This is a genomic window from Pseudacidovorax intermedius, assembly GCF_001476815.1.
Classification (GTDB): domain Bacteria; phylum Pseudomonadota; class Gammaproteobacteria; order Burkholderiales; family Burkholderiaceae_C; genus Xenophilus; species Xenophilus intermedius_A.
Map to the genome: position 1 here is coordinate 1 of NZ_LDSL01000159.1, position 24,986 is coordinate 24,986.

General features: G+C 71.9%; 18 protein-coding genes. 4 read left to right on the plus strand and 14 right to left on the minus strand.

What is annotated here, in order from left to right; translation table 11 throughout:
- Positions 1 to 1,955 (plus strand): acetyl/propionyl/methylcrotonyl-CoA carboxylase subunit alpha (locus tag NS331_RS21770; RefSeq protein ID WP_058644038.1); only part of this gene is annotated, 1,955 nt, incomplete at its 5' end.
- Between the two features lie 83 nt (positions 1,956 to 2,038).
- Complete coding sequence (locus NS331_RS21775) at positions 2,039 to 3,607, plus strand: long-chain-fatty-acid--CoA ligase (protein ID WP_058644039.1); 1,569 nt, start codon at positions 2,039 to 2,041, stop codon at positions 3,605 to 3,607.
- A gap of 48 nt (positions 3,608 to 3,655) precedes the next feature.
- On the opposite strand, the gene NS331_RS21780 is transcribed toward NS331_RS21775, so the two are convergent.
- The 13 genes from NS331_RS21780 to map all read right to left on the minus strand — a co-directional run bounded on the left by NS331_RS21780 (position 3,656) and on the right by map (position 20,769).
- Positions 3,656 to 4,264 carry a DNA-3-methyladenine glycosylase I gene (locus NS331_RS21780; RefSeq protein ID WP_058644040.1) on the minus strand — a complete coding sequence of 203 codons (609 nt, stop codon included), beginning with the start codon at positions 4,262 to 4,264 and terminating at the stop codon, positions 3,656 to 3,658.
- Complete coding sequence (locus tag NS331_RS21785) at positions 4,261 to 4,560, minus strand: YciI family protein (RefSeq protein ID WP_058644041.1); 300 nt, start codon at positions 4,558 to 4,560, stop codon at positions 4,261 to 4,263. Before NS331_RS21785 ends, NS331_RS21780 begins: the two co-directional genes overlap by 4 nt.
- Before the next feature lie 36 nt (positions 4,561 to 4,596).
- Entirely contained in the window at positions 4,597 to 5,202 is a 606-nt protein-coding gene (locus tag NS331_RS21790) for a TetR/AcrR family transcriptional regulator (RefSeq protein ID WP_058644042.1), read from the minus strand.
- Positions 5,203 to 5,278: 76 nt separating this feature from the next.
- Positions 5,279 to 6,691 carry a Na+/H+ antiporter NhaA gene (nhaA, locus tag NS331_RS21795; RefSeq protein ID WP_058644043.1) on the minus strand — a complete coding sequence of 471 codons (1,413 nt, stop codon included), beginning with the start codon at positions 6,689 to 6,691 and terminating at the stop codon, positions 5,279 to 5,281.
- A gap of 184 nt (positions 6,692 to 6,875) precedes the next feature.
- On the minus strand, positions 6,876 to 7,613 hold the full coding sequence (gene kdpE, locus NS331_RS21800) for a two-component system response regulator KdpE (RefSeq protein WP_058644044.1): 738 nt from the start codon (positions 7,611 to 7,613) through the stop codon (positions 6,876 to 6,878).
- Between the two features lie 11 nt (positions 7,614 to 7,624).
- Positions 7,625 to 10,393, minus strand: a complete 2,769-nt coding sequence (locus tag NS331_RS21805) for a DUF4118 domain-containing protein (RefSeq protein ID WP_058644045.1) — start codon at positions 10,391 to 10,393, stop codon at positions 7,625 to 7,627.
- Positions 10,394 to 10,427: 34 nt separating this feature from the next.
- A complete protein-coding gene (locus tag NS331_RS21810; RefSeq protein WP_082702687.1) occupies positions 10,428 to 11,279 on the minus strand; it encodes a TorF family putative porin in 852 nt (283 codons plus the stop codon).
- A 181-nt stretch (positions 11,280 to 11,460) separates the two neighbouring features.
- Complete coding sequence (gene kdpC / locus NS331_RS21815) at positions 11,461 to 12,045, minus strand: potassium-transporting ATPase subunit KdpC (RefSeq protein WP_058644053.1); 585 nt, start codon at positions 12,043 to 12,045, stop codon at positions 11,461 to 11,463.
- A 19-nt stretch (positions 12,046 to 12,064) separates the two neighbouring features.
- A complete protein-coding gene (gene kdpB / locus NS331_RS21820) occupies positions 12,065 to 14,236 on the minus strand; it encodes a potassium-transporting ATPase subunit KdpB (RefSeq protein ID WP_058644046.1) in 2,172 nt (723 codons plus the stop codon).
- A gap of 10 nt (positions 14,237 to 14,246) precedes the next feature.
- Complete coding sequence (kdpA, locus tag NS331_RS21825; RefSeq protein WP_058644047.1) at positions 14,247 to 16,046, minus strand: potassium-transporting ATPase subunit KdpA; 1,800 nt, start codon at positions 16,044 to 16,046, stop codon at positions 14,247 to 14,249.
- Positions 16,046 to 16,144: a K(+)-transporting ATPase subunit F gene (gene kdpF, locus NS331_RS21830; RefSeq protein WP_058644048.1), complete on the minus strand. Its 99-nt coding sequence runs from the start codon at positions 16,142 to 16,144 to the stop codon at positions 16,046 to 16,048. Before kdpF ends, kdpA begins: the two co-directional genes overlap by 1 nt.
- A gap of 1,164 nt (positions 16,145 to 17,308) precedes the next feature.
- Positions 17,309 to 19,909 (minus strand): [protein-PII] uridylyltransferase, encoded by a 2,601-nt coding sequence (locus NS331_RS21835; RefSeq protein WP_058644049.1) that lies wholly within the window; start codon positions 19,907 to 19,909, stop codon positions 17,309 to 17,311.
- Between the two features lie 14 nt (positions 19,910 to 19,923).
- Positions 19,924 to 20,769, minus strand: coding sequence for a type I methionyl aminopeptidase (gene map, locus NS331_RS21840; protein ID WP_058644050.1), 846 nt, complete (start codon positions 20,767 to 20,769; stop codon positions 19,924 to 19,926).
- A gap of 28 nt (positions 20,770 to 20,797) precedes the next feature.
- Here map and purL point away from each other — a divergent pair, with 28 nt between their 5' ends.
- Together purL and NS331_RS21850 are read left to right on the plus strand one after the other, a co-directional pair.
- Entirely contained in the window at positions 20,798 to 23,461 is a 2,664-nt protein-coding gene (purL, locus tag NS331_RS21845; protein ID WP_082702688.1) for a phosphoribosylformylglycinamidine synthase, read from the plus strand.
- A 26-nt stretch (positions 23,462 to 23,487) separates the two neighbouring features.
- Positions 23,488 to 24,276, plus strand: coding sequence for a DUF2894 domain-containing protein (locus NS331_RS21850; protein ID WP_242873854.1), 789 nt, complete (start codon positions 23,488 to 23,490; stop codon positions 24,274 to 24,276).
- An 87-nt stretch (positions 24,277 to 24,363) separates the two neighbouring features.
- Here NS331_RS21850 and NS331_RS21855 read toward each other — a convergent pair.
- Positions 24,364 to 24,986, minus strand: a 623-nt coding sequence (locus NS331_RS21855; RefSeq protein ID WP_193758175.1) for an alpha-hydroxy acid oxidase, incomplete at its 5' end; no start/stop codon positions are given.

A 24,986-nucleotide genomic window follows, 5' to 3' on the forward strand; every position in this document is an offset into this window, starting at 1 on the left:
TCGCCAACCGCGGCGAGATCGCGCTGCGCGTCATGCGCAGCGCCCGCGCCCTCGGCCTGCGCACGGTGGCCGTGCATTCCACCGCCGACGCCGGCAGCCGCCACGTGCGCGAGGCCGACCGGGCCGTGTGCATCGGCGAGCCGCTGCCGGCGCAGTCGTACCTGAACATCCCGGCCATCCTCGACGCCGCCCGCCGCGCCGGTGCCGATGCGGTGCACCCCGGCTACGGCTTCCTGGCCGAGAACGAGGACTTCGCCCAGGCCTGCCAGGACGCCGGTCTGGTCTTCGTCGGCCCCTCGGCGGCGTCCATCCGCGCCATGGGCGACAAGGCCGGCGCCAAGGTGCTGATGCAGCAGGCCGGCGTGCCCTGCATTCCCGGCTACCAGGGGGAGGACCAGACGGAGGAATGGCTGGCGGCCGAGGCCGCGCGCATCGGCTACCCGGTCATGATCAAGGCCACGGCCGGCGGCGGCGGGCGCGGCATGCGGCGCGTGGACGCGGCGGCCGACTTCGCCGGCCTGCTGCGCAGCGCCCGCTCGGAGGCGCTGGGCGCCTTCGGCGACGCCACGGTGCTGCTGGAGCGCGCCATCGAGGCGCCGCGCCACATCGAGATCCAGGTGCTGGCCGACCGCCACGGCCATGCCATCCACCTGGGCGAACGCGACTGCTCGGTGCAGCGCCGCCACCAGAAGCTGATCGAGGAGGCGCGCAGCCCCGCCGTCTCGCCCGCGCTGCGCGCGCGCATGGGCGAAGCGGCGCTGGCGGCGGTGCGCGCCATCGGCTACGAGGGCGTCGGCACGCTCGAATTCCTGCTCGACGCCGAGGGCCGCTTCTACTTCATGGAGATGAACACGCGGCTGCAGGTGGAGCATCCGGTCACCGAAGCCATCACCGGCCTGGACCTGGTGGAGCTGCAGCTGCGCGTGGCCGCGGGCGAGCCGCTGCCGCTGGCGCAGGACGAGGTGCGCTTCGACGGCCATGCCATCGAGGTGCGGCTGTGCGCCGAGGATGCCGGGGCCGGCTTCATGCCGCAGAGCGGCGTGCTGTCGCGCTGGCGCATGCCGGACAGCCTGCGCGTGGAACATGCGCTGGAAGACGGCGCCGCCGTGCCGCCCTTCTACGACTCGATGATCGCCAAGCTGGTGGCCCACGGCCGCACGCGCGACGAGGCGCGCCGCCGGCTGCTGGCCGGCCTGGCCTCGGCCGAGGCGCTGGGCGTGGCCACCAACCAGGCCTTCCTGCAGCGCTGCCTGGCGCATCCGGTCTTCGCCGAAGGCGGCGCGACCACGGCCTTCATCGCGCAGCACCAGGACGCGCTGCTGGCGCAAGACGAGGCAGGGCAGGGCCTGGCGCTGGCGGCAGCGGCCCTGCTGCGCGCGCTGGGCCGGGCGCCGGGCGCGGCGCCGGCCGCGCCGCATCCGCTGGCCCACCGGCTGCCCACGCGGCTGCACCTGGCGCTCGATGGGCAGGCGCACGTGCTGCAGCTCGTGCCCGGCGAGACCGGCCACTACACGGTGCGCGCCGGCGAGCGCGAACATCGCATGGCCCTGATCGACATCGCGCCCGGCCGCCTGCGTTTCGTCTGCGATGGCGTGGAGGAAGAAGCGGGCTACCAGGCCGCCGACGGCCGCCTGTGGCTGCACTGCCGCGGCCAAGCCTGGTGCATCGAGGACCGCACGCTCGCCCCCGCCGAGCGCGCCGCCGGCAGCGACGGCGACGGCCGCCTGCGCGCCGCCATGAACGGTCGCGTGGTGGCCGTGCTGGCCGAGCCCGGGCAGACGGTGAAGGCCGGCCAGCCGCTGCTGACGCTGGAGGCCATGAAGATGGAGCACGTCCATGCGGCGCTGGCCACCGGCGTGCTGGCCGCCGTGCACGTGGCCGTGGGCGACCAGGTCGCGGCCGGCCGGCTGATGGCCGAGATCCAGCCCGCCGCGCCCGCTGCACCCGGCCGCTGAGCCTTCCACCCCGGCCCGCCTCCGAGGCGCGGTCCGTCGACCCGCGGGCGCCCGGATGCCCCGACCTTTCAGGAGACAAGAACATGGACCCCGACCAGACCCTGCTCGACGGCCTGCGCCGCCAGCTGGCCGAACGGCCGCAGCACATCGCCTACCGGCACGGCGAGCGCCGCCTGCGCTTCGAGGACGTGGAGCGCGAGAGCAACCGCATCGCCCACGCCCTGGCCGCCAGCGGCGTCGGCCGCGGCAGCCGGGTGGCCGTGCTCACCAAACAGCACCTGGACTGCATGCTGGTGGTCATCGCCGCCTGCAAGCTGGGGGCGGTGTGCATGCCTGTCAACTGGCGGCTGACGGCGGCGGAGCTGCGCTACATCCTGGCCCATGGCGAGGCGCCTTTCCTGATGGCCGACCGCGCCTTCCTGCCGGCCGTGCAGGAGGCGGCGGTGCCCCAGCTGCGCACCCTGGTGTGCACCGAAGGCGCGGCGGGCGAGGTGCCGGGCTTCGCCGACTGGTATGCCGGTCAGCCTGCGGACTTCGAGCCCGTGGCCGCCGGACCCGACGATGCGGCGCTGCAGCTGTATTCCTCCGGCACCACCGGCCTGCCCAAGGGTGTGGTGCTCACGCATGCGGGGCTGCTGTCCACCTCGCGCACGGTGGCGCAGGAATGGGGCTTCGGCGCGCAGCACGTCATGGGCAACCCGCTGCCGGTGTTCCACGTGGCGGGCATGACCATGCTGCTGCTCACGCTCTACACCGGCGGCAGCACCTCGGCCTATGCCGACTTCGATCCGGCCGACTACCTCCAGGCCTTCGCGCGCGACGGCATCACCCACACCTTCATCGTGCCGGCCATGCTGCTCTTCATGCTGCAGCAGCCGCAGGCCCGCGGCATGGACTTCGGCGGCCTGCAGCTGGTGGCCTACGGCGGCTCGCCGATCAGCGAGTCGGTGCTGCAGCAGGCCTTCGAGGTCTTCCGCTGCGGCTTCCTGCAGGTGTACGGGCTGACCGAGGTGGCGGGCCCCGCCACCTTCCTGATGCCGGAGGACCATCGCCGCGGCGACGCGGGGCTGCTGCGCTCGGCCGGCCGGCCCGTCGGCGGCGCCCGGCTGCGCATCGTCGATCCCATCGCCCGGCAGGACCTGCCCGAGGGCGAGACGGGTGAGGTGTGGATCGAGAGCGTGCGCAACCTGCAGGGCTACTGGCGCGACGAGGCGGCGACCGCCGCCGTGTTCCCCGAGGGCCGCAATGCCAACGGCGGCTGGTTCCGCTCCGGCGACGGCGGCTACCTCAAGGACGGCTATCTCTACATCAACGACCGCATCAAGGACATGATCGTCTCGGGCGGCGAGAACATCTACCCGGCCGAGGTGGAGAACGTGCTGATGCGCCACCCCGCGGTGGCCGACGGCGCCATCATCGGCGTGCCCGACCCGACCTGGGGCGAGGCGGTGAAGGCCTGCGTGGTGCTGCGCCCGGACATGGTCTGCGACGCGGCGGAGCTGGTCGCGTTCATGCGCGGGCAACTGGCGCACTACAAGTGCCCGCGCAGCGTGGACTTCGTGGCGGCGCTGCCGCGCAATCCCAGCGGCAAGGTGCTCAAACGTGTGCTGCGCGAGCCGTACTGGCAGGGTCGTACCCGGGCCGTGGGTTGAACGGGCCGCCCACGCCGTTTCGCGGCGCAGAGCGCCCGCCGGCGCCGATCAGACCGGCGGCGTGAAGTCCGCCCGCGCCTGCGCCGCCTTGGCGCGGTGCACGCAGCCCTGGGCATGGTCGTTCACCAGCCCCATGGCCTGCATGAAGGCATAGACGGTGGTGGGGCCGACGAACTTCCAGCCGCGCTTCTTCAGGTCCTTGGACATGGCGACGGAGGCGCGCGAGGTGGCGCGCACCGTGGCGCCGTCGCCGGCATCGTCCGGCGCCTCGTGCCGCCACACATAGGCCGCGATCGAGCCCTCGCGGGCGATGAGTTCCTGCGCGCAGCGGGCGTTGTGGATGGCTGCCTCGATCTTGCCGCGGTGGCGCACGATGCCGGCGTCCTGCAGCAGCCGCTGCACGTCGGCGTCGCCGAAGGCCGCCACGCGGTCGATGTCGAAGCCCTGGAAGGCGGCGCGGAAGTTCTCGCGCTTGTTCAGGATGGTCAGCCAGCTCAACCCGGACTGGAAGCCTTCCAGGCACAGCTTCTCGAACAGCCGCCGGTCGTCGGCCACCGGATAGCCCCATTCATGGTCGTGGTAGTGGGTGTAGGCCGGCGTGGCCGCGCACCAGCGGCAGCGTTCCTGGCCGTCGGGGCCGGGGAGGGTGGTCATCATGCGTGGGCACTCCCGGCCAGGAAGGCCAGCCGCGCGTCGGTGCGCGAGGGCGTAATTTCGAGGATCTCGGCCTGCACGACGCCCTGCGCCACGAAGGGATCGGCGGCCACGCGCCCGGCGAGGGCGTCGCGGTCCTCGCCATGCGCCAGGACGGCACCGCCCGCCTGGGGATGCAGGCTGCCGGCCAGCAGGAACACGCCGTCGTCGAAGCCCTGGCGCAGCCAGGCCTTGTGGCCTTCCATCCAGCGCGCGGCGTCGGCGCGCCGCTCGGTGAAGCGAAGCACGATGGTGTACATGGGTTGTCCTCCTTGGAAACGGAACGTTGAGGTGCGTCAGGCCGCGGCAGGCGGCTGGCGGACGCGGGCGGCAGGCGTCAGCACCTCCGCCAGCCAGGCTTCCAGCAGCAGGACTTCGGCGGCGATGACGGCAGGATCGCGGAAGGTCTGCGCCATCACCGCGATGCCCTGGCTGCGCGCCAGCAGGTGCATGGCCAGGCCGGGCGCCTCTCGGCCCAGACCGGCGCGGGCGAACTCGTTCGACAGCCAGTCGCGAAACAGCGCGAACAGGCCGCGGGCCGCGCCGAGCGCCGGATGGTCCAGCTTGGCCAGCTCCGCGCAGAGCGAACCCACGGGGCAGCCGTGCGCCATGATCGGCGCCTGGTTGTCGATGAGCATGTGGACGAAGAAGCGCAGCCGTTGCGCCGGTGCCTCGCCGGCCGCCTGCCATGCCGCCAGCACGGCCTCGGTGCCCGCCAGCCGCTGGGCGATCACCGCGTCGAGGATCTCGTCCTTGCTCCTGAAGTGGTGGTAGAAGTTGCCGCGCGAGATGCCCACCGCCTCCGCCACATGGGCGAAGGAGGTGTTGGCGACGCCTTGGCTGTAGAACAGCCGGTCGGCAGCATCGACGATCTGTTGTCGGGTGGTGGTCGCAGCGGGCAAGACAGGGTCCGTGACGGGTGTCTAGGACAAGTGTCCTAGACATGGCGCGCGAGGATAGGGCGGCTGTTCAGGTCCGTCAAGCGTGCGGTGCCGAGGCCATGTCTGTCCGGGCCGCGGCCTGGCGGGCGCGGTAGACCCAACCCCAGCCCAGGCCCAGTACGGCCGCGACCACCGAGCCGCCGAGCACCCCCAGCTTGGCCGCGCCCAGCAGGGCGGGATCGGTGAAGGCCAGCATGGCGATGAAGATGGACATGGTGAAGCCGATGCCGGCCAGCAGCCCCACCAGCCAGATGCCGCCCCAGTCCACGCCCGGCGGCAGCCGGCACAGGCCGCTGCGCACCATGAGCCAGCTCACGCCGACGATGCCCAGCGGCTTGCCGGCCACCAGGGCCAGGGCCACGCCGGCCGTCACCCAGGCCGCCGCGCCGGCCGCGCTGCCGCCGTCGCCGGCCAGCGGCACGCCGGCATTGGCCAGCGCGAAGATCGGCATCACGCCGAAGGCCACCCAGGGATGCAGCGCCATCTGCACGCGCGACACCGGCGGCACCAGCTCGCGCTGGGCCTGCAGCAGCTGGCGGCGCGGATGCAGCAGGGCGGCGGGTGCGGCGCCCAGGCGGGCATCGGCAGCCGCACTGCGCAGGCGGGCGGCGGCCTCGTCGATCAGGGCCTGCGCGGGCTGGCCCAGGCGTCCGGGCCGCACCGGCGTCATCAGGCCGAGCACGACGCCGGCCAGCGTGGGATGGGCGCCCGTCATCAGGATGCCGCCCCACAGCACCGCCCCCGGCAGCACGTAGGCCCAGGCCGAGCCGGCGCCGATGCGCTGCAGGCCCAGCACCATCAGCACGCCCAGCGCGGCCACCGCGAAGCCGGCGGGCGCGAGGCCGCCGGAGTAGAAGAGGGCGATGATCAGCACCGCGATCACGTCGTCGATGATGGCCAGGGCCAGCAGGAAGATGCGCACGTTGCCCGGAATGCCGCGGCCCAGCAGGGCCAGCACGCCGACCGCGAAGGCGATGTCGGTGGCCGTGGGCACGGCCCAGCCCGAGCGCAGCACCGCATCGTGGTTGAAGGCCAGGTACACCAGCGCCGGCACCGCGACGCCGCCGAGCGCGGCACCGATGGGCAGCAGCGCCTGGCGCATGCTGGACAGCGCGCCCTCATGGATCTCGCGGCGGATCTCCATGCCCACGACCAGGAAGAACAGCGTCATCAGGCCGTCGTTGATCCAGAAATGCAGCGAGGGCGCGACCGACCAGCTGCCGACCGACAGGCCCACCGGCAGGTGCCAAAGGGCGTCGTAGCTGCTGGCCCATGGGGAGTTGGCCCAGATGAGCGCGGCCGCCGCCGCGGCCAGCAGCACCAGGCCGCTGAAGGCTTCGACGTGCAGGAAGCGCTCCATGGCGGCGAAGGCCCGCTGGGCGATGCGCTGGGCGCGGGACGGGGTGTGAAGGGAATGGGGGGCGTGCGAAGACGCGGCGTGCCGGACCATGGGCGGAGTTGCTCCAAATGCATGTCCGCGAGGCGGCCCGACCTTCGCGACTCCTGCGTGGCGCCCCTCTGCGCCTCGCACCCAAGTCGCCGATCATAGCCAGCCTTGGCGTGGCGCCATGCCGGCGCCGGGCCGTCACGGCTGTACGGCCTGTCCCACGCGCGGCCGCTGCAGCAGACGCCGTTCAGGCCGGCTGCAGCACCAGCCGGTAACCCACCCCCGTCTCCGTCAGCAGATGCCGTGGCTGCGCCGGGTCAAGTTCCAGCTTCTGCCGCAGGTGGCCCATGTAGACGCGCAAGTAGTGGCTCTGCTCGGAATGCGAGGGGCCCCACACCTCGCGCAGCAGTTGCCGGTGTGTGAGCACGCGGCCGGCATTGGCGATCAGCGTGCACAGCAGCCGGTATTCGGTCGGCGTGAGGTGCAGCAACTGCCCGCCGCGGCGCACCTGGCGCGCCATGCGGTCCACTTCCACCGCGCCGTCGCCCAGGCCGAAGCGGAACACCGGGTCGGCCTGCGTCTCGCCCACCGGGCGCGGCCGGCGCAGGTTGGCCCGCACGCGCGCCAGCAGCTCGCCGGTGCCGAAGGGCTTGGTGAGGTAGTCGTCGGCGCCGGCGTCCAGGGCGGCGATCTTGTCGGCCTCGTCGCTGCGGGCCGAGAGCACGATGATCGGCACGCCCGACCAGCCGCGCACGTCGCGGATCAGGTCCAGGCCGTCGCCGTCGGGCAGGCCCAGGTCCAGCACCAGCAGGTCGGGCTGGCGGGTGCCGGCCATGGCCAGGCCCTCGCGCAGGTCGGCGGCCTCGTGCACCTGCCAGCCCTCGGCCTCCAGCGCGCCGCGCACGAAGCGGCGGATCTGCGGCTCGTCCTCGACGACGACGGCGGTGGGGGCGGTGGCGGAAGGCGGCGGAGCGGCGACAGGCATGGCGGAGGGATTCAGGGCGGCGCGGTCGGAGGATCGCGCCGCGGGAGCACGACGGTGAATTCTGCGCCGCCGCCCGCCTCGTCCGGCACCGCATCGGCCGCATGGATCTGCCCGCCGTGGGCCTGCACGATGGCCTTGCAGATGGCGAGGCCCAGGCCCACGCCGGGCGTGGCCGACTCGGCATGGCCACGGGTGAATTTCTCGAAGAGCTGGTCCGGCCGGCCCTGCAGCGAGGCGGGCAGGCCGGGGCCATGGTCGCGCACGATCAGCTGCAGCGTCTGCGGCAGCGCGCGGGCCGCGATCACCACCGGCGGCGCGCCGTAGCGGGCGGCGTTCTCCAGCAAATTGACCAGCACGCGCTCCAGCAGCACGGCGTCGAACTCGACCAGCGGCAGCTCGGCCGGCAGGGACGTGCGAACGGAGCCCGCCGGCAGCACGGAACGCGTGGCGCGGATGGCGCTGCCCACCACTTCCTCCACCGATTGCCAGTCGCGCCGCAGGCTCACGGCGCCGCCGGCCGCCCCGCTTTCCAGCCGCGCCATGTCCAGCAGGTTGTTGACCAGCGCGCTCAGCGCCCGGGCCTGCGCCACGATGGCCTGCGTGGCCTCGCCCACGGCGGGCGAGGCATCGGCGCCGGGCAGGCGCTGCAGCGACTCGGCCAGCGCGATCAGCGCCGTCAGCGGCGTGCGCACGTCGTGCGACAGCGCGCCCAGCAGCGCGTTGCGCAGGCGTTCGGATTCGATGTCCACCACGGCCTGCTGCGCCACCTCGACGTAATGCACCCGCTCGACGGCGATGGCGATCTGGCGGGCCAGCGTCTCCAGCTGCTGGGCCTGCTCGGGCACCAGCAGCCAGCGCGGCTCGGCCGGGCGCAGGGCCAGCACGCCGCGCACCCGCATCGGCGCCTTGAGCGCCACGTAGTGCCAGGGCTGGGCCGACAGCGTGCCGGTGCCCAGGCCCGCGCTTTGGCCGTGCTGCCAGGCCCAGTCGGCCACGCTGAAGTCGAAGCCCGCGGGCGCGGCGGCCGGCGGCTGCAGCCGGTCCTGCGCATCGGCCGTGAGCACCAGGGCCTCACCGCCGAAGTGGCGCTGCACGGCGGCGGCGCCGATGTCCGCCACCTGGGTGCGTTCCAGCGCGGCCGACAGGTCGCGCGTGAGCTCGAACAGCGACTGGGTGCGCAGCGCCCGGCTGGCCGACACGGCGGCCTGGAAGCGCAGCCCCGCCGTGAGCTGGCCCACCAGCAGGCCCACGCCCAGCATGACGGCGAAGGTCAGCACGTACTGCACGTCGCTCACCGCGAAGGAGAAGGTGGGCTGCACGAAGAAGAAGTCGAAGGCCAGCACGTTGATCAGCGCGCCGAAGGCCGCCGGCGTGCGGCCGAAGCGCCAGGCCACGCCCACCACGCCCAGCAGGTAGAGCATGACGATGTTCGACAGCTCCAGCACGCCCGACAGCGGCGTGGCCAGCAGCGTCACGCCCACGCAGACGGCAGCGGCGCAGGCCAGGCCTTTCCAGGGCGCCGCCGCGCGGGCGGGTTCGTCCCCGGTGTTGCCGGTGCGCAGGCCGGCGGGCGAGCGGGCCAGGCGGCGGGCGCTGTCGGTGCGGCCCACGCAGACCAGGTCCAGGTCGGGGGCGCGGCGGCCCAGGCGCTCGGCCAGTGGTCGGCGGATGCGGGCCAGCCAGCGGTCCCACGCGGGCGCGTCGGCGCTGCCGGCCGCGGGGCCCAGGATCAGTGTGGCGCAGTTGAGGCGCCGCGCCTGCGCGGCCAGTGCGCCGGCCACGTCCTCGTCGGTGAGCACGGCCGTTTCGGCGCCCAGTTCCTCGGCCAGGTGCAGGGCGGCCAGCACCTGGTCGCGCTGCGCCGCAGGCAGGCGGGCGAGCCGCGCCGTCTCCACGTAGGCCGCATGCCAGCGCACGTTGAGCTGGCCGGCCATGCGGGCCGCCACGCGCACCGTGTGGGCCGCGGCTTCGCCCGGGCCGATGGCTGCCAGCAGCGCGCCGGAGGTGTTCCAGGCCGGCGGCGTCTGGCCGTCTGCGCGGGCGCCCGACTGCTCCACCCGCCAGCCGCGCACGTCGTCTTCCACATGCTCGGCCGTGCGGCGCAGGGCGATCTCGCGCAGCGCGATCAGGTTGCCCTTGCGGAAGAAGTTCTGCTGCGCCTGCCGCGCCTGCTGCGGCACGTAGACCTTGCCGGCGGCCAGGCGGGCCAGCAGCTCGTCGGGCGTGGCATCGACCAGCACCACCTCGTCGGCCTCGTCCAGCACGCCGTCGGGCACGGTCTCGTGCACGCGGATGCCGGTGATGGCGCCCACGGTGCCGTTGAGGCTTTCGAGGTGCTGCACGTTGAGGGCGGTCCAGACCTCGATGCCGGCTTCCAGCAGCTCCTGCACGTCCTGCCAGCGCTTGCCGTGGCGCGAGCCGGGCGCGTTGCTGTGGGCCAGCTCGTCCACCAGAAGCAGCTGTGGCCGGCGGGCCAGGGCAGCGTCGAGGTCGAACTCGCGCAGCACGTGGCCGCGGTGCGGCGCCTCGCGCAGCGGCAACTGCTCCAGGCCGTGGACCAGGGCGGCGGTTTCGGCGCGGCCATGGGTCTCGACCACGCCCACCACCACGTCGCGGCCCGCGGCCCGCTCGCGCTGGGCGGCGCTCAGCATCGACCAGGTCTTGCCCACGCCGGCGTTGGCGCCGAAGTAGATGCGCAGCCGGCCGCGGCGGGCGCGGCCGTCCTGCGCCTGCATCTGGGCCAGCAGGGCGTCGGGGTCGGGGCGTTCGCGCTCGGTCATCGGGGCGGCAGGTTAGCAGCGGGCCGCACCGTCCTCAGAAGGTCTTGGTCAGCGTGGCGATGAAGCGGGCCTTGTTGGGCGAGTCGCTGTAGGTCAGCGTGCCGGTGGGCAGCACCACCTGGCCGGTGGCGGCCTGGTAGGCGTCCTTCTTGTTGGCGCCGACGATGGCACCCGTGAGGCTCAGGCCGCCGCCGAAGTCGTAGGTGGCGCCGACGTTGTAGTCCACGTAGCTCTTGTAGGGCGTGTTGCGGCGGATGTCGCTGGACAGCGCGGTGTAGCCGACGGCGGCCTTCAGCGTGACCTTCGGGAAGATTTCCTTGCTGTACGCCACGTTCAGGTAGCCGGTGCCGCGGCCCTTCCAGCCGGTGGTGCGGTTGCTGGCGAAGCCGAAGTAGTCCTTGGAGACGGTGCTGGAGTACTTGACGGTGAAGGCGCCGATGGCCTCGTCGCTCCAGGTGGCGGCGCCGTACAGCTCGGTGGTGTTGCCGGTGCGGTTGCCGGGGTAGATGTAGGTCAGGACACCGAAGTCGAGGTCGAAGACGCCGGCCTTGAACTTGTAGCCGCCGTAGATGTCGCTCTCGATGGCGTTGCCGGCTAGCCAGTTGACGCTGGAGTTCCAGTTGCCGACGTAGAAGCCGCTTTCGTGGGCATAGTCGAAGCCGCCCTGGATGGCGGGCTTGGCGGCGTTGGTCTTGTAGAAGCCGTTGTTGCCGATGGCGTCCTGGTCCTGGCCGCGGAACTTGTAGTTGCTGGTCAGGGAGATGTTGGCCGTGATCGGCGAGGGCTCGGCCGCTGCGGCCGGCGCGGGCGCTTCGGACTGGGCATGGGCGCCCAGGGCGATCAGGCCCAGACCGAGGAAGCAGAAGGAGGAAGCGCGGAAGTTCATGGGAGAAGGCATCGTCGATGCGGAGGAACAGAGAGAAAGAAGCGGCGTGCTTTCAGCGCGGCCGGCGTCGGCGGGCGTGGCGTTCGCAGCCACGCACGATCAGCCAGGCCACGCCGCTGGGCAGCAGGACGGCCACCAGGGCGATGGCGGCGGCAAGAAGGTCGGCGAGCATGGGATGCCCTCAGCGGCGGGCCAGCCCATCCAGCGCCAGGTTGAGGGCCAGCACGTTGACCACCGGCTCGCCGAGGAAAGGCAGCGCGGGCCGCTGCACCTGCGCGTCGATGAGCTGCCGGACCTGGGCGGCATCGAGGCCCCGAACCCGTGCCACCCGCGCGGCCTGGTAGCCCGCCGCCTCGGGGCTGATGTGCGGATCGAGGCCGCTGGCCGAGGCCGTGACCAGGTCGGCCGGCACCGGCGCGGTGTTGCCGGGGTCGGCGGTGCGCAGGGCCTCCACGCGCGCCTTCACGGCATCGGTCAACGCCGGGTTGAGCGGCCCCAGGTTGGAGCCCGAGGAGCCGCTGCCGTTGTAGGGCTGCGGCGCGGTGGCCGAGGGCCGGCCCCAGAAGTGGCCGGGGTCGCTGAAGTTCTGGCCGATGAGCATGGAGCCCACGGCCTGGCCGTCCCGCGCCACCAGGCTGCCGGCCGCCTGCTTCGGGAACAGCGTGCCCGCCACGCCGGTCACGGCGACGGGATAGACCACGCCGGTGATCACGCTCAGGGCGGTGAACAGCACCAGGCAGGGACGCAGGAGGTTCTGCTTCGTCATGATGGACATCTCCAGAGGTTCAGACCAGGCCGACCGCGGCCAGCAGCAGGTCGATGAGCTTGATGCCGACGAAGGGCACCAGCAGGCCGCCCAGGCCGTAGATGGCCAGGTTGCGGCGCAGCAGCGCGGCGGCGCCGATGGGCCGGTAGCGCACGCCCTTGAGCGCCAGCGGAATGAGGAAGACGATGATCAGCGCGTTGAAGATCACCGCACTCAGGATGGCCGAGGACGGGCTTTCGAGCCGCATCACGTTCAGCGCCGCCAGCTGCGGATAGGTGCTCACGAAGATCGCCGGGATGATGGCGAAGTACTTCGCCACGTCGTTGGCGATGCTGAAGGTGGTGAGCGCGCCGCGCGTCATCAGGAGGGCCTTGCCGGTCTCCACCACCTCCAGCAGTTTGGTGGGGTTGGAGTCCAGGTCGACCATGTTGCCGGCCTCCTTGGCGGCCTGCGTGCCGCTGCCCATGGCCACGGCCACGTCGGCCTGGGCCAGCGCGGGTGCGTCGTTGGTGCCGTCGCCGGTCATGGCCACCAGCCGGCCATCGGACTGGTACTGGCGGATGAGCTTGAGCTTGTCCTCGGGCGTGGCCTCGGCCAGGAAGTCGTCCACACCGGCCTCGGCGGCGATGGCGGCGGCCGTGAGCTTGTTGTCGCCGGTGATCATCACCGTGCGGATGCCCATGCGCCGCAGCTGCGCGAAGCGCTCGCGGATGCCGGTCTTGACGATGTCCTTGAGCTCGACGATGCCCAGCACGCGGGCGCCCTCGGCCACCGCCAGCGGCGTGCTGCCGCGGCGGGCCACCTCGTCGGCGGCGCGCAGCAGATCGGGCGGCATGGTGCCGCGCAGGGCCTCCACATGGCGGCGCACGGCCTCCACCGCGCCCTTGCGCAGGGGAACGGCGTCGCCGGTGAGGTCCAGCGCGGCGGCGGGCAGGTCGGCGCCGCTCATGCGCGTCTGGGCGGTGAAGGGCACGAACACGGCGCCGTCGACGGGCGCGACGTCCACGCCCTCGCGACGGGCCAGTTCGACGATGCTGCGGCCCTCGGGCGTTTCGTCCGCCAGCGAAGCCAGCTGCGCCGCATGGGCCAGGCGCGCCTTGTTCACGCCCGGCGCCGGCAGGAAGGCCGAGGCCTGGCGGTTGCCGTGGGTGATGGTGCCGGTCTTGTCCAGCAGCAGCACGTCCACGTCGCCGGCGGCCTCGACGGCGCGGCCCGAGGTGGCGATCACGTTCGCCTGCATCATCCGGCTCATGCCGGCCACGCCCACGGCCGACAGCAGGCCGCCGATGGTCGTCGGGATCAGGCACACCAGCAGCGCCACCAGCGCGGTGATCGACACCACCGTGCCGGTGCCCGCCGCCTGCACGCTGAAGAGCGAATAGGGCAGCAGCGTGACCGTCACCATCAGGAAGACCAGCGTCAGCGCCACCAGCAGGATGGTCAGCGCGATCTCGTTGGGCGTACGGGCGCGCTTGGCGCCTTCGACCATGCCGATCATGCGGTCCAGGAAGGACTCGCCGGGGTTGACGCCGATGCGCACCACCAGCCAGTCCGACAGCACGCGGGTGCCGCCGGTGACGGAGGAGAAGTCGCCGCCGGATTCGCGCACCACCGGCGCCGATTCGCCGGTGATGGCCGACTCGTCCACCGAGGCGACGCCTTCGATGACCTCGCCGTCCAGCGGGATCATGTCGCCGACTTCGACCAGCACCACGTCGCCGCGGCGCAGGTTGGTGGCGCGCTCCGGCCGCCAGATGGCGCTGGTGGACTCGGCCGTGGCGGGCTCCGGCGCGGCGCCTTCGGCACGCACGCGCGCCAGCTGCTCGGCCAGCCGCGCCATCTCGCGCGGTGCGCCTTCGAGCTTCTTGGCCCAGCTGTCCTTGCGCAGGCTGCGGAGGGATGCGGCCTGGGCCTTGCTGCGGCCTTCGGCCAGTGCCTCGGCGAAGTTGGCGAAGAGCACGGTGAACCACAGCCACAGCGACACCGCGAGGATGAAGCCGGGCCGCATGCCGGTGTCGCCGGGAAAGTTGAGGCTGTGCACCCACAAGAGCGTGGTCAGGATGCTGCCGACGTACACGACGAACATCACCGGGTTGCGCCACTGCACGCGCGGGCTCAGCTTGGTGAAGGACGCGACGAGGGCGGGGCGCACCAGCGCACCGTCGAACAGGGAAAGCGTGTTGTTGTTCATGGGGCGCGCCTCACTTCCAGAGCATCAGCTGCTCGACGATGGGGCCCAGGGCCAGCGCCGGCACATAGTTGAGCAGGCCGACCAGCAGCACCGTGCCGATCAGCAGCACCACGAACAGCGGTCCGTGGGTGGGCAGGGTGCCGGCCGTCACCGGCAGGCGCTGCTTGGCGGCCAGGGCGCCGGCGATGGCCAGCACCGGCACCATCACGGCGAAGCGACCCAGCCAGGTCGCGACGCCCAGCATCGTGTTGTAGAAGGGTGTGTTGGCCGAGAGCCCCGCGAAGGCGCTGCCGTTGTTGTTGGCGGCCGAGGTGAAGGCATACAGGATCTCCGAGAAGCCATGCGCCCCTGGGTTGGCGATGCCGGCGCGGCCGGCCTCCACGCTCACCGCCACGGCCGTGCCCAGCAGCACCAGGATCGGCGTGACGAGGATGGCGATGGCGATCAGCTTCATCTCGTACACCTCGATCTTCTTGCCGAGGTACTCCGGCGTGCGGCCGATCATCAGCCCGGCGATGAACACGGCCAGGATGGCGAAGACCAGCATGCCGTACAGGCCCGAGCCGACGCCGCCGAACACCACCTCGCCCAGCTGCATCATGACCAGCGTGACCAGCCCGCCCATCGGGGTGAGCGAGTCGTGCATGGCGATCACCGCGCCGCAGGAGGCGGCCGTGGTCACCACCGCGAACAGGGCCGAGGCGGCGATGCCGAAGCGCAGGTCCTTGCCTTCCCAGTTGCCGGACGAGGGGTCCACGCCCAGTGCGGCCAGCAGCGGATTGCCGGCCTGCTCGGCGCCGGTGGCGACGATCACGCCGACGACGAAGATCGCCGTCATCGCACCCAGGATCGCCCAGCCCTGGCGCCGGTCGCCCACCACCTGCCCGAAAGCGAGGCACAGCGCGGCCGGAATGGCGAAGATGGCCAGCATCTGCAGCAGGTTGGTCAGCGCCGTCGGGTTTTCGAACGGATGGGCCGAGTTGGCGTTGAAGTAGCCGCCGCCGTTGGTGCCCAGCATCTTGATGGCCTCCTGCGAGGCGACGGGGCCCATGGGCAGGGTCTGCGTCTGCGTGGTGGCTTCCTTGGTGACGGGGTTGCCGGCGGCGTCCTTCAGCGGCTGGCCGTCGGGGCCGTTCTGCGGGTCCTGGTAGACGGTCGCCTCGATCGTCGTGACGGTCTTGTAGCCGTCGAAGTTCTGGATCGTGCCCTGGCCGACGAAGACGATGGCCAGCACGAAGGACAGGGGCAGCAGCAGCCACAGCGTGAGCCGCGTGAGGTCGGCCCAGGCGTTGCCGATGGCACCGAAGCGGGCGCTGCGCCGGCCCGCCTCGCCGCGCGCCGCGAAGCCGCGGATCAGCGCGAAGGCCACGGCGATGCCGGTGGCGGCCGAGAGGAAGTTCTGCACCGTCAGCGCCAGCATCTGCGTGAGGTAGCTCATGGTGCTTTCGCCGGCGTAGCCCTGCCAGTTGGTGTTGGTGGCGAAGCTGAGCGCGGTGTTGAAGGCCGAGTCGCCGGAGACGGCCGGCAGGCCCGCCGGGTTGAGCGGCAGCAGGGCCTGCAGGCGCTGCAGGCCGTAGACGACCAGGGCGCCCAGGGCATTGAATGCGAGCAGGGCGAGGGCATAGCCCATCCAGCCCATCGAGGCGTTGGGCTCGACGCCGGCCAGCCGGTAGAGCGGGGCTTCGATGCGGGCGATCCAGCGCGGCATGCGGCCTTCGCAGAGCGCGGCCAGCCAGCGGCCCAGCGGCCAGGCGAGGATCAGCAGCAGGCCGAGGAAGACGGCCAGGAGGGTCCAGGCGGCGGCGGTCATCAGAAGTCCTCCGCACGGATCAGGGCGTAGACCAGGTAGGCCAGCAGCAGGGCCGCCAGGGTACCGGCCAGGCCGTAGAGGGCGCCGAGCGACATCATGGCCGGCCCCCGTTCGGCCGCTCCATGGCGGCCAGCGCATACACCAGCGCCACCATGCCGGCCCACAGGGCGGCGATGGCGGCGAGCCAGACGAGGTCCATTTCTCACTCCATTGGTCGGAAAGACGATGGCTGGCAGTGTCGGAATCGCTGCGTCAAGACGGTGTAGAGACTGGGGAGGGGGGTATCAAAACGGTGTAAAGATGGGGGCGTGCCGCACTTGGGCTGTGACCGTCCTGGGGATGCCGGTGGCTGGTTTCGTGATGCGCGCGCGGGCTAGCAGCGAGGTCCGTGTAGCGCGAGCGGACAGGGCGCTAACCGGCAGAGGGCGCCGGCATGCGTTCTCCGGCACCGCGTCGCGCTCACCGGCTTGTTGCACAACACGGGTGTTCGCTCTCCACCGACGTGCTTGCGGCACTGCACGGCGCCGCGAATGGGGCGCCTCCGCCCGCACGCCGGCACCCTCTGCCTCGACGGTCGGGCTGAACGGCCGTGATTCAGTGCCGGGGGGCGGATGGCAGGGGGCGCCGCACGCCGGGCTGGTTCGTATGCAAGGCGGGGAACGGCTTCGACAGGCTCAGCCCGAACGGTTGGGGACGTGCTGGGCGACGTTGATGACGGTGTCGATACCAGCCCCGCACCCGCACCCGCAGCCGCAGCCGTAGCCGTAGCCGTAGCCATAGCCGTAGCCGTAGCCGTAGCCGTAGCCGTAGCCGTAGCCGCTTCATCCTCGGCACCGTGCATGCTGACGACGTCGCCCAGCGGTCGAGTCAGGGACGTGAGCGTCTTACTGGATAGGCGCGACGAATCCCGGCCGTGACCGGTCGAAGCGGAGGGTGTCCCCCACCGTCGAGGCGGAGGATGCCGGCGTGCGGGCGGAGGCGCCCCATTCGCGGCGCCGTGCAGTGCCGAAAGCGCGTCGGTGGAGAGCGAGCACCCGTCCGGTGCGGCAAGTCGGTGAGCGCGACGCGGTGCCGGAGAACGCATGCCGGCGTCCTCTGCCGGTTAGCGCCCGGACGCTGGTGCGGGCGGTTTGTCCTGGTCATTGAAGAAGAGACCGAGACCCGGATCTCGACTCGAATCGACTCGAATCCAAGCCCCAAGAGTCGAAACCCAGAGCCCAGAGCCCAGAGCCCCGAATCCAAGGCCCAGGCACCCCACGCCCTCAGGCCGTCTCCAGCGCCTCGATCAACTCCGTCTCGATGGCCAGCTGCGCCCGCTGCCCATGCAGCTCTGGGCCGCTGATGAGGAAGCTGTCTTCCACGCGCTCGCCCAGCGTCGTCACCTTGGCCAGCTGAAGGTGCAGGTGGTGGCGCGCCAGCACCCGAGCCACGCTGTAGAGCAGGCCCGCTCGGTCGCTGGCGGAAATGGTCAGCAGCCAGCGCTGCGCCTTCTCGTCCGGCGTGAGGTACACCCGCGGCTGGATCGGGAAGCTGCGCACCCGGCGCGACACCCGGCCGCGGCTGGGGGCAGGAAGCTCGCCCCACGCGTCCAGCGTCTGCGCGAGGTTCGTCTCCACCATGCTGATCAGCTCGCGGTAGTGCTCGGGCAGGAAGGTCGTCACGACCTGGAAGGTGTCCAGCGCATAGCCGTTGGTGGCGGTGTGCACCCGCGCGTCCAGGATGCTGAACGAGGCCTGGTCGAAATAGCCGCAGATGCGGGCGAACAGGTCCGGCTGGTCGGGTGTGTAGACCACCACCTGCAGCCCTTCGCCGACGGGCGACAGGCGCGCGCGGACGATGGCCTTGGCGTGCGGATCGGCCGGAATGCCCTTGGGCGCCACGAAGCGCGACAGCTTCTTCGCATGCCAGGCGATCTCGCCCGCGTCGTGGCGCATGAAGTAGCTCACGTCCAGCGTGTCCCACAGCGCCTTGTGCGCCTCGAAGGGCTGGGCATGCAGCTGCAGCAGCGTCAGCGCCTCGCGCTTGCGGGCCTCCACCTCGGCATCGGGATCGGGCAGGTGGCCGCCCAAGGCGCGCGAGGTGCGGCGGTAGGTGTCTTCCAGCAGCTTGCCCTTCCAGGCGTTCCACACCCGCGGCGAGGTGCCGCGGATGTCGGCCACCGTCAGCAGGTACAGCGCGGTCAGGTAGCGCTCGCTGCCCACGCGCTGGGCGAAGGCGCCGATCACCTCGGGGTCCGACAGGTCCTGCTTCTGCGCCACGTTGCTCATCACCAGGTGGTTGGCGACCAGGAACTCGATCAGCCGCGTGTCCTCGCGGCCGACGCCGTGCTTCTGGCAGAAGCGGCGCACGTCGCGCGCGCCCAGCTCGGAATGGTCGCCGCCGCGGCCCTTGGCGATGTCGTGGAAGAGGGCCGCCACGTACAGGATCCACGGCTTGTCCCAGCCCGCCGCCAGCTGCGAGCAGAAGGGGTATTCGTGCGCATGTTCGGCGATGAAGAAGCGCCGCACGTTGCGCAGCACCATCAGGATGTGCTGGTCCACCGTGTAGACGTGGAACAGGTCGTGCTGCATCTGCCCGACCGTGCCGCGGAAGACGCGCAGGTAGCGCCCCAGCACCGAGGTCTGGTTCATCAGCCGGATGGCGTGCGTGATGCCGCGCGGCTCCAGCAGCATGCGCATGAAGGTCGCGTGGTTGACCGGGTCGTTGCTGAAGCGGCTGTCCATGCGGCCGCGGGCGTTGTAGAGCGCACGCAGGGTGCGCGCCGACAGGCCGTTGACGCCGATGGTCTTCTGGTACAGCAGGAAGGTCTCGAGGATGGCGTGCGGGTCCTTCTCGTACAGGTCGTCGCTGGCCACCTCGATGGTGCCGCCCTTCTCGAAGAAGCGGTCGTTGATGCGCGTGAGCGTGGCCGACTGCGGGTTGAGCCGCTCGGCGATGTTCAGCATCAGGATCTCGGTGAGCTGCGTCACCGCCTTGGCCGCCCAGTAGTAGCGGCGCATCAGCGCCTCGCTGGCGCGGCGCCCGGTCTCGTTCTCGTAGCCGAAGGTCTGGGCCACGGCGGTCTGCAGGTCGAACACCAGCCGGTCCTCGCGCCGCTTGGCCACGGCATGCAGGCGGGCGCGGATCAGCGACAGCAGCGCCTCGTTGCGCTTGATCTGTTGGACCTCGAAGGGGGTGGCCAGACCGTTGCGGGCGTAGTCCTCCCAGCGCTTGCCGAAGCCGGCCGCCTGGGCCACCCAGCGCACGGTGTGCAGGTCGCGCAGGCCGCCGGGCGATTCCTTGCAGTTGGGCTCCAGCGAGTAGGGCGTGCCGTCGTGCTTCTGGTGCCGGTGGCGCATCTCCTGGGACTTGGCCAGGAAGAAGGCGTCCGGGTCCATGGCCGCGTCGAAGGCCTTGCGGAAGGCGGTGAACAGCCGCTTGTTGCCGCACAGGTGCCGCGATTCGAGCAGCGCGGTCTGCACGGTGACGTCCTTGGCGGCCTCGCTGAGGCATTCGTCCAGCGTGCGCACGCTGGAGCCGATCTCCAGGCCCGCGTCCCAGCAGCGGCCGATGAAGGCTTCCAGCCGCGCGGGCTCGACCTCGCTGCCTTCGGGCAGCAGCAGCAGTACGTCGACGTCGGAATACGGAAAGAGCTCGCCGCGGCCGTAGCCGCCCACGGCCACCAAGGCCAGTTGCTCGCCGAAGCCGGCGTCCTGCCACAGGGCGCGCAGCGCCGCGTCGGCCTGGACCGCCAGCTCCTTGAGCACGGCGTGGATGTTGCGCACGCCCTGCGGCGCGCACAGGCGCTCGAAGACGGCACTCTTGCCGGCGCGCAGCTGCTCGCGCAGGCTGGCCGGCAGATCGACGGCGACGGAAAAACCCATGCCCGCGCGGCGCGTCAGGCGGCGACGGGCGCCGGCTGGCCGCTGGCGGCCGTCACGAAGGCGGGCAGCGGCGGGCTGCCGGCGGACAGCGTCAGCACCTCGTAGCCCGTCTCGGTGACCAGCACCGTGTGCTCCCACTGGGCGGAGAGCGAGCGGTCGCGCGTCACGATGGTCCAGCCGTCGTAGCGGCCGCCGCGGTGGTCTTCCTTGATGTCGCGCTTGCCGGCGTTGATCATCGGCTCGATGGTGAAGATCATGCCGGGCTTGAGTTCTTCCATGGTGCCCGGGCGGCCGTAGTGCAGCACCTGCGGCTCGGCATGGAAGGTGCGGCCCACGCCGTGGCCGCAGAACTCGCGCACCACCGAGTAGCCGTTGCCCTCGGCGAAGCGCTGGATGGCATGGCCGACGTCGCCCAGGTGGTTGCCGGGCTTGACCTGCAGGATGCCGTGCCACATGGCCTCGAAGGTGACCTGGCACAGCCGCTTGGCGGCGATGGAGGCGTCACCGATCACGAACATCCGGCTGTTGTCGCCGTACCAGCCGTCCTTGATGACGGTGACGTCGATGTTCATGATGTCGCCCTTCTTCAGGGGCTTGTCGTCCGGGATGCCGTGGCACACCACGTGGTTGACCGAGGTGCACAGCGACTTCGGGAACGGCACGTCGCCCGCGCCCTTGTAGCCGACCGTGGCCGAGGTGGTGCCCTGCGTGACCATGTATTCGGCGGCCAGCCGGTCGATCTCGTTGGTGGTGATGCCGGGCTTGATGAAGGGCGTCAGGTAGTCCAGCACCTCGGACGCAAGGCGGCAGGCGACGCGCATCGCGGAAATGCCTTCGGCGTCGTGGTAGGTAATGCTCATCCCGTAATTATCCCACTCGGCCCTTAAAATGCCGGGTTCTCGCGAACGGCCCCAGTCAGCGGCCGGTCGAACCGCTTCCCCTCCTGTCCTTCCCGTCGTGACCGTTTTCGAAGGAGGGGCGGCGCTCAGCGATTTCCGGGCACGCCAGCTGCTGCCGCGCCTGCAGGCGGTGGACGCGCGCATCAACGCCATCACGGCCCGCTTCGTGCACCTGGTCGCGTCCGACGCCGAGCTGGACGGCGCGGCGCGCGAACGCTTCTCGGCGCTGCTCACCTACGGCGAGCCCTTCGACGCGGGTGCCGCGCCGCAGGGCGCCAGCGTCATCGTCAGCCCGCGCCTGGGCACCGTGTCGCCCTGGGCCTCGAAGGCCACCGACATCGCCCGCAACTGCGGCCTGGCGCTGCGCCGCGTCGAGCGGGTGACGCAGTACCACGTCGGCCTGAAGGCGCCGCTGCTGGGCCGCGCCCCGGTGCTGGACGCGCCCGCGCTGGCCCAGGTGGCCGCGCTGCTGCACGACCGCATGACCGAATCGGTGCTGCCCGGCGTGGAGGGCGCCGCGTCGCTCTTCGCCGAACTGCCGCCGCAGCCCATGGCCCACGTGGACGTGCTGGGCGGCGGCCGCGCCGCGCTGGTCGAGGCCAACACCACCTTCGGCCTGGCCCTGGCCGAGGACGAGATCGATTACCTGGTCGAGGCCTTCACCAGGTCGGGCCGCAACCCGACCGACGTCGAATTGATGATGTTCGCGCAGGCCAACAGCGAGCACTGCCGCCACAAGATCTTCAATGCCGACTTCACCATCGACGGCGAACGCCAGCCGATGAGCCTGTTCGGCATGATCCGCCACACCCACAAGACGAATCCGCAGCACACGGTCATCGCCTATTCGGACAACGCCTCGGTGATGGAAGGCCATGCCATCGAGCGCTTCGTGGCCCGCACCGAGCTGGGCGCCGACGCGCCCGCCTACGCCAAGGAGCAGGCGCTGCACCACGTGCTGATGAAGGTGGAGACGCACAACCACCCGACGGCCATCTCGCCCTTCCCAGGCGCCTCCACCGGCGCCGGCGGCGAGATCCGCGACGAGGGCGCGACCGGCCGCGGTTCCCGGCCCAAGGCGGGCCTCACGGGCTTCACCGTCAGCAAGCTGTGGCCGGAAGAGGGCAGCTACGGCAAGCCCGCCCACATCGCCAGCCCGCTGCAGATCATGACCGAGGGCCCGCTGGGCGGCGCGGCCTTCAACAACGAGTTCGGCCGGCCCAACCTGCTGGGCTATTTCCGCGAGTACGAGCAGACGGTCGCGAGCGACGTGGACACCGTCCAGCGCGGCTACCACAAGCCCATCATGATCGCCGGCGGCCTGGGCCAGATCGACGCCACGCAGACGAGCAAGATCCAGTTCCCGGCCGGCACGCTGCTGATCCAGCTGGGCGGCCCCGGCATGCGCATCGGCATGGGCGGCGGCGCGGCCAGCTCCATGGCCACCGGCGCCAATGCGGCCGAGCTGGACTTCGACTCGGTGCAGCGCGGCAACCCGGAGATCGAGCGCCGCGCGCAGGAGGTCATCAACCACTGCTGGCAGCAGGGCGCGAACAACCCCATCCTCGCCATCCACGACGTGGGCGCGGGCGGCCTGTCCAACGCCTTCCCGGAGCTGACCAACGACGCCGGCCGCGGCGCCCGCTTCGACCTGCGCGCCGTGCCGCTGGAAGAGTCCGGCCTGGCGCCCAAGGAAATCTGGTGCAACGAGAGCCAGGAGCGCTACGTGCTGGCCATCGCGCCCGAGTCGCTGGCGCAGTTCCGCGCCTTCTGCGAGCGCGAGCGCTGCCCCTTCGCGGTGGTCGGCGTGGCGACGGAAGAGCGCGAACTCGTCGTCGGCGACGTGGCGTTGCCCCTTCCCCCTCTGGGGGAAGGCAGGGATGGGGGCCAGCACGACGCAGGCGCTTGTCGAGGCGCCACGGGCCCCCACCCCAACCCTCCCCCAGGGGGGGAGGGAGCAAGGCGCATCCGGCGGAGCAGTTCCATGGCAACCCTGAACGACGACCTCGTCGACGGCGGCGCCGAGCCTTCGGTGCCGGTCTGGGCCGTCTTCGGCGACCTGATGGCCGGCGTGCTGGGCGCCTTCGCGCTCATCCTCGTGGCGGCCCTGGGCATGCAGATGGAACTGGCCGACCGCCTCAAGGCCGAGGTGCAGCAGCGCGAGCAGGCCGCCCGCCGGCTGCAGACGCTGGAGCAGGCCCTGGCCGGCCCGCTGGCCGCCGGCCGCGTGACGCTGGCGGACGGGCGCATCGGCATCAGCGGCAGCGTGCTCTTCGCCTTCGCCTCCGACGAGCTGCAGCCCGAGGGCCGCCAGCTGCTCAAGACCCTGGCGGGCCCGCTGGGCCGCTACCTGCGCGAGCGCGGCGAGATCCTGATGGTCAGCGGCTTCACCGACGACCGGCAGGTACGCGGCGACAGCCGCCGCTTCGCCGACAACTGGGAGCTGTCGGCCCAGCGCGCGCTGACCGTGACCCGCGCGCTGATCGAGGAGGGCGTGCCGGCCGACGCCGTGTTCGCCGCCGCCTTCGGCTCGCAGCAGGCCGTGGCGTCGAATGCCGATGCCGACGGCCGCGCCCGCAACCGGCGCGTGGAGATGGCGCCCATGCCCCGGCCCTCGCGCACCGAGGCCGGCAAGGCTGCGGCCAGGCCCTGATGGCCACTGCGCCCGAGACTGCCGCCATGCCGTCGATGCCCATGTCGCCGCCAGAGCCGATGCGGGATCCTGCCGGCGCGCCCGGTGCCGCGGCGCTTTTGGAGCCGCTGGCACCGTCGGTCGAGCCCTCGGAGGCGGCAGACGCAGCATCCGCCGCAGACCCGTTGGCGGTGATGGGCGAGCGCCTGGCAGCCTGGCGCGCACAGGATGCGCACCGCGCCGACCCCGCCGCCTTCCTCGCGCTGGAGACCCTGGCCCGCCGCGCGGCCGGCCAGCCCGCGCGGGTGCGGGCGGTGCTGGCGCAGCGCCTGGAAGCGCGTGCCGACGCCTTCGCCGCACGGCTGGCCGCGGTGCCGGCCGACGGCCCCTCCGCGCCCCCGGCTGTCGGCCATTCCGCGCCGCCGGCCGACCGCGGCGCGCTCGGCCGTCTGGCCGACGAGCTCGCCCGCCGCAACCGGGCCGCGCCCGAGGACGGCCCGCCGCTGCTGGCCACGGCCGAAACGCAGAGCCGGCCGCCGGAGCTCAAGGCGCTGCGGCGCTTCCGCGGCACCTGGTCGCGCCTGTCGGCCCAGCAGCGGCTGCGTGAGGCCACCGCGCAGGTGCCGGCCCAGGCCGGGCCGCTCAATTCGCACCATCTGGTGCACCGCGCCCTGGCGCTGATGCAGCAGCTGGCGCCCGGCTACCTGGAGCATTTCGTGGCTTACGCGGACGCGCTCCAGTCCATCGAGCAGTTGCAGGCGCCGCCCGCCCCGGTGCCCGCCAAGGGCGAGCTGCGCGCGGCGCCGGTCAAGCGACGGAGCAGCCGCTCGCGCTGAGCGGTCAGCGCCAGTCGGGCCGCTGGCCGATGCCGGCCCGAGTCGTGACGCGGTCGCTGGGCCGGTGCCGGCCCGCACGGTGTTCGGTCAATCGCCCCGTACCGGAGCGCTCGGCAACAGATGCTCAGGCCCGAGCATCCCGGGCCGCGTGACGCCCAGCATCGCCAGGTTGCGGTCCACCTCCGCCGACAGCAGCTGGATGGCATGGGCCACGCCCGGCTCGCCGGCGACGGCCGCCGCGAAGTTGAAGGGCCGGCCCACCCACACGAAGCGCGCGCCCAGGGCCAGCGCCTTGAGCACGTCGCTGCCGCGGCGCACGCCGCCGTCCATCATCACCGCCATGTCGCCGGCCACGTCCATCACCGCCGGCAGCATGCGCAGGGCCGACACGGCGCCGTCCAGCTGCCGGCCGCCGTGGTTGGACAGCACGATGCCGTCCGCGCCGTGCTGCCGGGCCAGCGCCGCGTCCTGCGGGGACAGCAGCCCCTTGACCACCAGCGGCCCGCGCCAGCGGCGGCGGATGCGCGCGATGTGCGACCAGTCGAAATGGTCGCGCTTGGAAAAGTCGCGTTCCACGTTGCGCGAGATCACCGGCGCGCCGCGCTCGGCGAAGGAATTCTCGAAATGCGGCATGCCGTCGGCCAGGGTGCGCAGCAGCGTGCCCAGCGTCCAGCGCGGGTGCGTCAGCCCGTCCCAGGCCAGGCGCAGGC

What these genes read in the sequence shown, in the direction of transcription:
- NS331_RS21780 (WP_058644040.1), bottom strand. Translation starts at nt 4,264, where the DNA reads ATGATGACCACCCTCCCCGGCCCCGACGGCCAGGAACGCTGCCGCTGG.
- NS331_RS21850 (WP_242873854.1), top strand. Translation starts at nt 23,488, where the DNA reads ATGCCGTCGATGCCCATGTCGCCGCCAGAGCCGATGCGGGATCCTGCC.
- nhaA (WP_058644043.1), bottom strand. Translation starts at nt 6,691, where the DNA reads ATGGTCCGGCACGCCGCGTCTTCGCACGCCCCCCATTCCCTTCACACC.
- kdpA (WP_058644047.1), bottom strand. Translation starts at nt 16,046, where the DNA reads ATGACCGCCGCCGCCTGGACCCTCCTGGCCGTCTTCCTCGGCCTGCTG.
- map (WP_058644050.1), bottom strand. Translation starts at nt 20,769, where the DNA reads ATGAGCATTACCTACCACGACGCCGAAGGCATTTCCGCGATGCGCGTC.
- NS331_RS21785 (WP_058644041.1), bottom strand. Translation starts at nt 4,560, where the DNA reads ATGTACACCATCGTGCTTCGCTTCACCGAGCGGCGCGCCGACGCCGCG.
- NS331_RS21810 (WP_082702687.1), bottom strand. Translation starts at nt 11,279, where the DNA reads ATGAACTTCCGCGCTTCCTCCTTCTGCTTCCTCGGTCTGGGCCTGATC.
- kdpB (WP_058644046.1), bottom strand. Translation starts at nt 14,236, where the DNA reads ATGAACAACAACACGCTTTCCCTGTTCGACGGTGCGCTGGTGCGCCCC.
- kdpE (WP_058644044.1), bottom strand. Translation starts at nt 7,613, where the DNA reads ATGCCTGTCGCCGCTCCGCCGCCTTCCGCCACCGCCCCCACCGCCGTC.
- kdpC (WP_058644053.1), bottom strand. Translation starts at nt 12,045, where the DNA reads ATGACGAAGCAGAACCTCCTGCGTCCCTGCCTGGTGCTGTTCACCGCC.
- NS331_RS21805 (WP_058644045.1), bottom strand. Translation starts at nt 10,393, where the DNA reads ATGACCGAGCGCGAACGCCCCGACCCCGACGCCCTGCTGGCCCAGATG.
- NS331_RS21775 (WP_058644039.1), top strand. Translation starts at nt 2,039, where the DNA reads ATGGACCCCGACCAGACCCTGCTCGACGGCCTGCGCCGCCAGCTGGCC.
- purL (WP_082702688.1), top strand. Translation starts at nt 20,798, where the DNA reads ATGCCGGGTTCTCGCGAACGGCCCCAGTCAGCGGCCGGTCGAACCGCT.
- NS331_RS21835 (WP_058644049.1), bottom strand. Translation starts at nt 19,909, where the DNA reads ATGGGTTTTTCCGTCGCCGTCGATCTGCCGGCCAGCCTGCGCGAGCAG.
- kdpF (WP_058644048.1), bottom strand. Translation starts at nt 16,144, where the DNA reads ATGATGTCGCTCGGCGCCCTCTACGGCCTGGCCGGTACCCTGGCGGCC.